Below are 5,552 nucleotides of genomic sequence, written 5' to 3'. Positions count from 1 at the left end.
GCGGGGTGCGCGGGGCCCGCTCCTCGCGGGGGGCCGGCGGGGCGGACTTGCGGCCGCGGCCGCCCGTCTCGCCGAGGTCCTCGATCTCCTCGGCCCCGAGGCCGGCGCGGGTGCGCTCGGCCCGCGGCAGGACACCCTTGGTGCCGGCCGGGATGTCGAGGTCCTCGTACAGGTGCGGGGAGGTGGAGTACGTCTCCACCGGGTCCGGGAAGTCGAGGTCCAGGGCCTTGTTGATCAGCTGCCAGCGCGGGATGTCGTCCCAGTCGACCAGCGTGATCGCGATGCCCTTGGCGCCCGCGCGGCCGGTGCGGCCGATGCGGTGCAGATAGGTCTTCTCGTCCTCGGGGGACTGGTAGTTGATGACGTGGGTCACACCCTCGACGTCGATGCCGCGCGCGGCGACGTCGGTGCAGACCAGCACGTCCACCTTGCCGTTGCGGAAGGCGCGCAGCGCCTGCTCGCGGGCGCCCTGGCCGAGGTCGCCGTGGACGGCGCCGGAGGCGAAGCCGCGCCGCTCCAGCTGCTCCGCGATGTCGGCCGCCGTGCGCTTGGTGCGGCAGAAGATCATCGCGAGCCCGCGGCCGTTGGCCTGGAGGATGCGCGAGACCATCTCGGGCTTGTCCATCGAGTGGGCGCGGTACACGTACTGCGCCGTGTTCTTGACGGTCGTGCCCTCGTCGTCGGGCGAGGTGGCGTTGATGTGCGTCGGCTGCGACATGTAACGGCGGGCCAGCGAGATGACCGCGCCCGGCATCGTGGCCGAGAAGAGCATGGTCTGGCGCTTGGCCGGCAGCATCGTGATGATGCGCTCGACGTCGGGCAGGAAGCCCAGGTCCAGCATCTCGTCGGCCTCGTCGAGGACGAGCGCGCGGACCCTGGAGAGGTCCAGCTTGCGCTGGCCCGCGAGGTCGAGCAGCCGGCCGGGGGTGCCGACGATCACGTCGACGCCCTTCTTGAGGGCCTCGACCTGGGGCTCGTAGGCGCGGCCGCCGTAGATCGCCAGGACCCGCACGTTGCGCACCTTGCCGGCGGTGAGCAGGTCGTTGGTCACCTGCTGGCACAGCTCGCGCGTGGGGACGACGATCAGGGCCTGCGGGGAGTCGGTCAGCTCCTCGGGCTGCGCCCGGCCCGCCTCGACGTCGGCGAGGACGGTGACGCGCTCCAGCAGCGGAAGGCCGAAGCCGAGCGTCTTGCCGGTGCCGGTCTTGGCCTGGCCGATGACGTCGGAGCCGGAGAGGGCGACCGGGAGCGTCAGCTCCTGGATGGGGAAGGGGGACGTGATGCCGACGGCCTCAAGGGCCTCGGCCGTCTCGGAAAGAATCCCGAGGTCTCGGAACGTAGTCAGGGTGCTGCCTCTTCTGTGAGACGCGGTCCGAGGCGAACGAAGGGGGTCGTACCGTGCCGGGGATTTCATCCGGCCGCATGGGCCGGGTGGCGCGGGACCACTGCCGTCGCTCGAGCGCTCGTGCCGCTGAGGGGGCCCCTCATCTGCGGTCGTACTTGTGCACGTACCGCGTGGAGGGCTGTCGGGTCGGAGCCGATCGGGCCACCGACCGGGCATCCTCATTCAATTTCGCGCCACGAGCAGATGCAAAGTGCTCAGTAAGCGCATTACCACTGTACCCCGGATTCGCGCATCTGTGTTGGGCGAATCCTTTGGAACGGTGTGATGTGGGTCGTCGGCCGAAACTCCGGCCCGGTGCGCGGGCGGGCTATTCTGCGCTGCATGGAGACGCCTGACAACGCCACTGAAGCCCCCGCGACGCCCAGAATCGCCGACCAGGACTGGGCCACCGCGTCCACGGACCCGCAGTACCGGGCCGCGGTCGTCGATCTGCTGGGCGCCCTCGCCTACGGGGAGCTCGCGGCGTTCGAGCGGCTCGCCGAGGACGCCAAGCTGGCGCCCACCCTGGCCGACAAGGCCGAGCTGGCCAAGATGGCGTCCGCCGAGTTCCACCACTTCGAGCAGCTGACCCGGCGGCTCACGGAGATCGAGGTCGAGCCGACCGAGGCCATGGAGCCGTTCGCCCGCGCGCTGGACGACTTCCACCGCCAGACCGCCCCGTCCGACTGGCTGGAGGGCCTGGTCAAGGCGTACGTCGGCGACTCGATCGCCAGCGACTTCTACCGGGAGGTCGCGGTCCGGCTCGACTCCGACACCCGCTCCCTCGTGCTGGCCGTGCTCGACGACACGGGCCACGGCAACTTCGCCGTCGAGAAGGTGCGCGCGGCGATCGAGGCCGAACCGCGGGTCGGCGGCCGGCTGGCGCTGTGGGCGCGGCGGCTGATGGGTGAGGCGCTCTCGCAGGCGCAGCGCGTGGTCGCGGACCGTGACGCGCTCTCCACGATGCTGGTCGGCGGGGTCGCCGACGGCTTCGACCTGGCCGAGGTCGGCCGCATGTTCTCCCGGATCACCGAGGCGCACACCAAGCGCATGGCCGCCCTGGGGCTGGCCGCGTAACGCCCGAGGGGGCGGGGGTCAGACGGCGGCGGAGCGGCTGATCCGGCGGCTGCGCGGCCGGATCAGCAGGGACACCGTCACGGCGGCGATCAGCACGGCGCCCACGACGGACGCCGCCGCGTGGCCGCCGCCCAGCACCGTGTGCATCAGGGAGGCGCCGAACACGGCGCCCGCCGCCCCCGTGCCGAAGACGGTCCGCCGGGCCGGGAACCGGCCCGGCAGCGAGCGCAGCGCCGCCCAGGACAGGACCACCGAGAGCACGACGGCGCTCAACGTTTCCACGATCACGGACGATCACCTCGCAGGGATACGGAACGGGGTCTCCGGTCCTGCTGGTCCTACCCGTGAGCGGGCGTTCACAACCCTCCCGGGGCCCGTCGTCGCCCGGCCGGACGGGCCGGGGACGCGGACGCGGAACGGCCCGGCGGGGTGTCCCCGCCGGGCCGTTCGCGGTCTGCGCGTCCGTACACCCTAGAGAGCGCCGAACCCCACCCGCCGGGTGCTGGGCTCGCCGATCTCCACGTACGAGATCCGGTCGGCCGGCACCAGGACCTTGCGGCCCTTGTCGTCCGTGAGGCTGAGCAGCCGTGCCTTGCCGGCGAGAGCCTCGGAGACCGTGCTCTCGACCTCTTCGGCGGAAAGCCCGCTCTCCAGAACGATCTCCCGGGGCGAGTGCTGCACCCCGATCTTGACCTCCACGGCTATGTCCCTCCGACGGTCAGTCCCTGCGCGGTGAGCCGCGCCGTACGCAGCACACATTAGCCCGCTGAGGGGGCTGGTCACGGCGCCCCCGGCCACGCCCGCAGCGAACACGGACGGACGCCGGGAGGTCAGTGCTGTTCGATGCCGTGCAGGGGGAAGCCGGCGATGCCCCGCCAGGCCAGCGAGGTGAGGAGCTGGACCGCCGTGTCCCGCGGGATCGCCGACCGGCTGGAGAGCCAGTACCGGGCCACCACCTGGGACACCCCGCCCAGGCCCACCGCGAGCAGCATGGACTCGTCCTTGGACAGGCCCGTGTCGCCCGCGATCACGTCGGAGATCGCCTCGGCGCACTGGAGCGAGACCCGGTCCACCCGCTCGCGCACGGCCGGTTCGTTGGTCAGGTCCGACTCGAAGACCAGCCGGAAGGCACCGCCCTCGTCCTCCACGTACGCGAAGTAGGCGTCCATGGTCGCCGCCACGCGCAGCTTGTTGTCGGTGGTCGAGGCCAGCGCCGTGCGCACGGCCTGGAGCAGCGACTCGCAGTGCTGGTCGAGAAGGGCCAGGTAGAGCTCCAGCTTCCCGGGGAAGTGCTGATAGAGGACCGGCTTGCTGACGCCGGCCCGCTCCGCGATGTCGTCCATCGCCGCCGAGTGGTAGCCCTGCGCGACGAAGACCTCCTGCGCGGCCCCCAGCAGCTGGTTGCGCCGGGCGCGGCGGGGCAGGCGAGTGCCCCTCGGGCGCGCCGCCTCGGTCTGCTCGATGGCTGTCACGCCGCCTCCCAAATTCGTGGTCCGGCACAGCTGTTCCATACGTGCCGCGCCCTACCGACATCGTACTTTTGGGTAACCCCGGTATGCGCGGCGCGGACGCAGAATTTCACGGACCGGACGGCTGCGGTAGCCGCAGATTGTCCGGGCGAATGCGCAGAGCGGGACGTATCAGCGGTAATCGTCCTCGTCCTGGGGAACCGTGCGCGCCTGCTCCGCCGCGTCCGCCTCGCTCGCCCCGCTGCGGTCGAGGGCGGTGAGCGGTTCGTCGTCCTCCGGACGCAGCTCCGTCCGCTGCTCCGCGGCGTCCGCCTCGGGCGTCTCCTGGCCGGGTTCGTCCGGCTGGACGTCCTCGAAGGTCTCCGGCTCCCTCGGGTCGGCGGTCATGGTGACTCCCCTCATCGGGCTTCGTCGGGTCGCGCCTGCTGTCGAGCCTAGGAGGTACCCCCGGAAGCCGCATGCGTGCGTGTGACGGCGAACACATGAATCGCCATGTGATCATCTCGTAACATTGCCGCATGTCTTCGACCGAGCTGCCGGGAATCCGCGCCGCCGCCGCAGCGGTGGCCCCCACGGTGAGCACCGTCAGGGTCGCGGAGGGGGAGCGGCTGCGCTCCGTCGAGCTGCCCGGTCTGACGCTCACCCTCCGTTCCCGGCCGCCCCGGCGCTCCGGACTGCCGCCGGCCCTCTTCGTGCACGGGCTGGGCGGCTCCTCGCAGAACTGGACGGCCCTGATGCCGCTCCTGGACGACGTGGTGGACTGCGAGGCGGTGGACCTGCCCGGGTTCGGGGACTCGCCGCCCCCGGACGACGGCAACTACTCCGTCACCGGCCACGCCCGCGCGGTGATCCGCCTGCTGGACGCCCAGGAGCGCGGCCCGGTCCACCTCTTCGGCAACTCGCTGGGCGGTGCCGTGGCGACCCGGGTCGCGGCGGTCCGCCCCGATCTGGTGCGCACGCTCACCCTGGTGTCGCCCGCGCTCCCCGAGATCCGGGTCCAGCGCACCGCCGCCCCGACCGCGCTCCTCGCACTGCCGGGCGTCGCTTCCCTGTTCGCCCGGCTCACCCGCGACTGGACCGCCGAGGACCGCACCCGCGGAGTCATGGCACTCTGTTACGGCGATCCGGCACGGGTCTCCGAGACGGGCTTCCGCGACGCGGTGGCCGAAATGGAGCGCCGGCTGGAGCTGCCGTACTTCTGGGACGCCATGGCGCGCTCCGCCCGTGGCATCGTCGATGCGTACACCCTGGGCGGGCAGCAGGGGCTGTGGCGCCAGGCCGAGCGGGTGCTCGCGCCGACCCAGCTGGTGTACGGCGGACGGGACCGGCTCGTCTCGTTCCGGATGGCCCGCAGGGCGTCCGCGGCCTTCCGCGACGCGCGCCTGCTGACACTGCCCGACGCCGGGCACGTGGCGATGATGGAGTACCCGGAGGCGGTCGCCCAGGCGTTCCGGGAATTGCTCGACGAATGCGGCGGGAGCTGATCCAGGGCGTGGGACGACACAGCCGGAAGGGCCCTGCGCCCAGCGCGCCCGTGGCCGGGCAGGCGGACACGAACCAGGCGGGGCGCGCGGACGCCCAGGCCGCCCCCGGCACCGGCCGCCGCAGACGCGCCGCCGACG

At 72.2% G+C, this 5,552-nt stretch carries 7 protein-coding genes; 2 read left to right on the top strand and 5 right to left on the bottom strand.

From position 1 onward, the window contains the following. On the bottom strand, positions 1-1,414 hold a 1,414-nt coding region (locus MHW47_RS31290; protein ID WP_239227248.1), incomplete at its 3' end, for a DEAD/DEAH box helicase. A 312-nt stretch (positions 1,415-1,726) separates the two neighbouring features. Here MHW47_RS31290 and MHW47_RS31285 point away from each other — a divergent pair. Then, on the top strand, positions 1,727-2,461 hold the full coding sequence (locus tag MHW47_RS31285; RefSeq protein WP_239227247.1) for a ferritin-like fold-containing protein: 735 nt from the start codon (positions 1,727-1,729) through the stop codon (positions 2,459-2,461). 18 nt (positions 2,462-2,479) lie between these two features. On the opposite strand, the gene MHW47_RS31280 is transcribed toward MHW47_RS31285, so the two are convergent. The 4 genes from MHW47_RS31280 to MHW47_RS31265 all read right to left on the bottom strand — a co-directional run bounded on the left by MHW47_RS31280 (position 2,480) and on the right by MHW47_RS31265 (position 4,317). Further along, positions 2,480-2,749, bottom strand: a complete 270-nt coding sequence (locus tag MHW47_RS31280; RefSeq protein WP_239227246.1) for a hypothetical protein — start codon at positions 2,747-2,749, stop codon at positions 2,480-2,482. A 183-nt stretch (positions 2,750-2,932) separates the two neighbouring features. Then, the gene (locus MHW47_RS31275) at positions 2,933-3,160 is read right to left on the bottom strand and encodes a DUF3107 domain-containing protein (RefSeq protein ID WP_239227245.1); all 228 of its coding nucleotides are present in this window, start codon (positions 3,158-3,160) and stop codon (positions 2,933-2,935) included. Between the two features lie 131 nt (positions 3,161-3,291). Then, positions 3,292-3,933: a TetR/AcrR family transcriptional regulator gene (locus MHW47_RS31270; protein ID WP_239227244.1), complete on the bottom strand. Its 642-nt coding sequence runs from the start codon at positions 3,931-3,933 to the stop codon at positions 3,292-3,294. 168 nt (positions 3,934-4,101) lie between these two features. Next, entirely contained in the window at positions 4,102-4,317 is a 216-nt protein-coding gene (locus MHW47_RS31265; protein WP_239227243.1) for a hypothetical protein, read from the bottom strand. A 131-nt stretch (positions 4,318-4,448) separates the two neighbouring features. Here MHW47_RS31265 and MHW47_RS31260 point away from each other — a divergent pair, with 131 nt between their 5' ends. Further along, complete coding sequence (locus MHW47_RS31260) at positions 4,449-5,414, top strand: alpha/beta fold hydrolase (RefSeq protein ID WP_239227242.1); 966 nt, start codon at positions 4,449-4,451, stop codon at positions 5,412-5,414. Positions 5,415-5,552: the final 138 nt, after the last annotated feature.

Origin of the sequence: Streptomyces sp. OfavH-34-F (assembly GCF_022347745.1) — a bacterium.
Taxonomy (GTDB): Bacteria; Actinomycetota; Actinomycetes; order Streptomycetales; family Streptomycetaceae; genus Streptomyces.
The sequence above is the reverse complement of the archived record's forward strand: the minus strand, read 5'-3'. Positions and strand labels throughout refer to the sequence as shown.

Excerpts from the sequence above, each read along its gene's own strand:
- MHW47_RS31260 (WP_239227242.1), top strand. The coding sequence starts at position 4,449 with ATGTCTTCGACCGAGCTGCCGGGAATCCGCGCCGCCGCCGCAGCGGTG.
- MHW47_RS31265 (WP_239227243.1), bottom strand. The coding sequence starts at position 4,317 with ATGACCGCCGACCCGAGGGAGCCGGAGACCTTCGAGGACGTCCAGCCG.
- MHW47_RS31285 (WP_239227247.1), top strand. The coding sequence starts at position 1,727 with ATGGAGACGCCTGACAACGCCACTGAAGCCCCCGCGACGCCCAGAATC.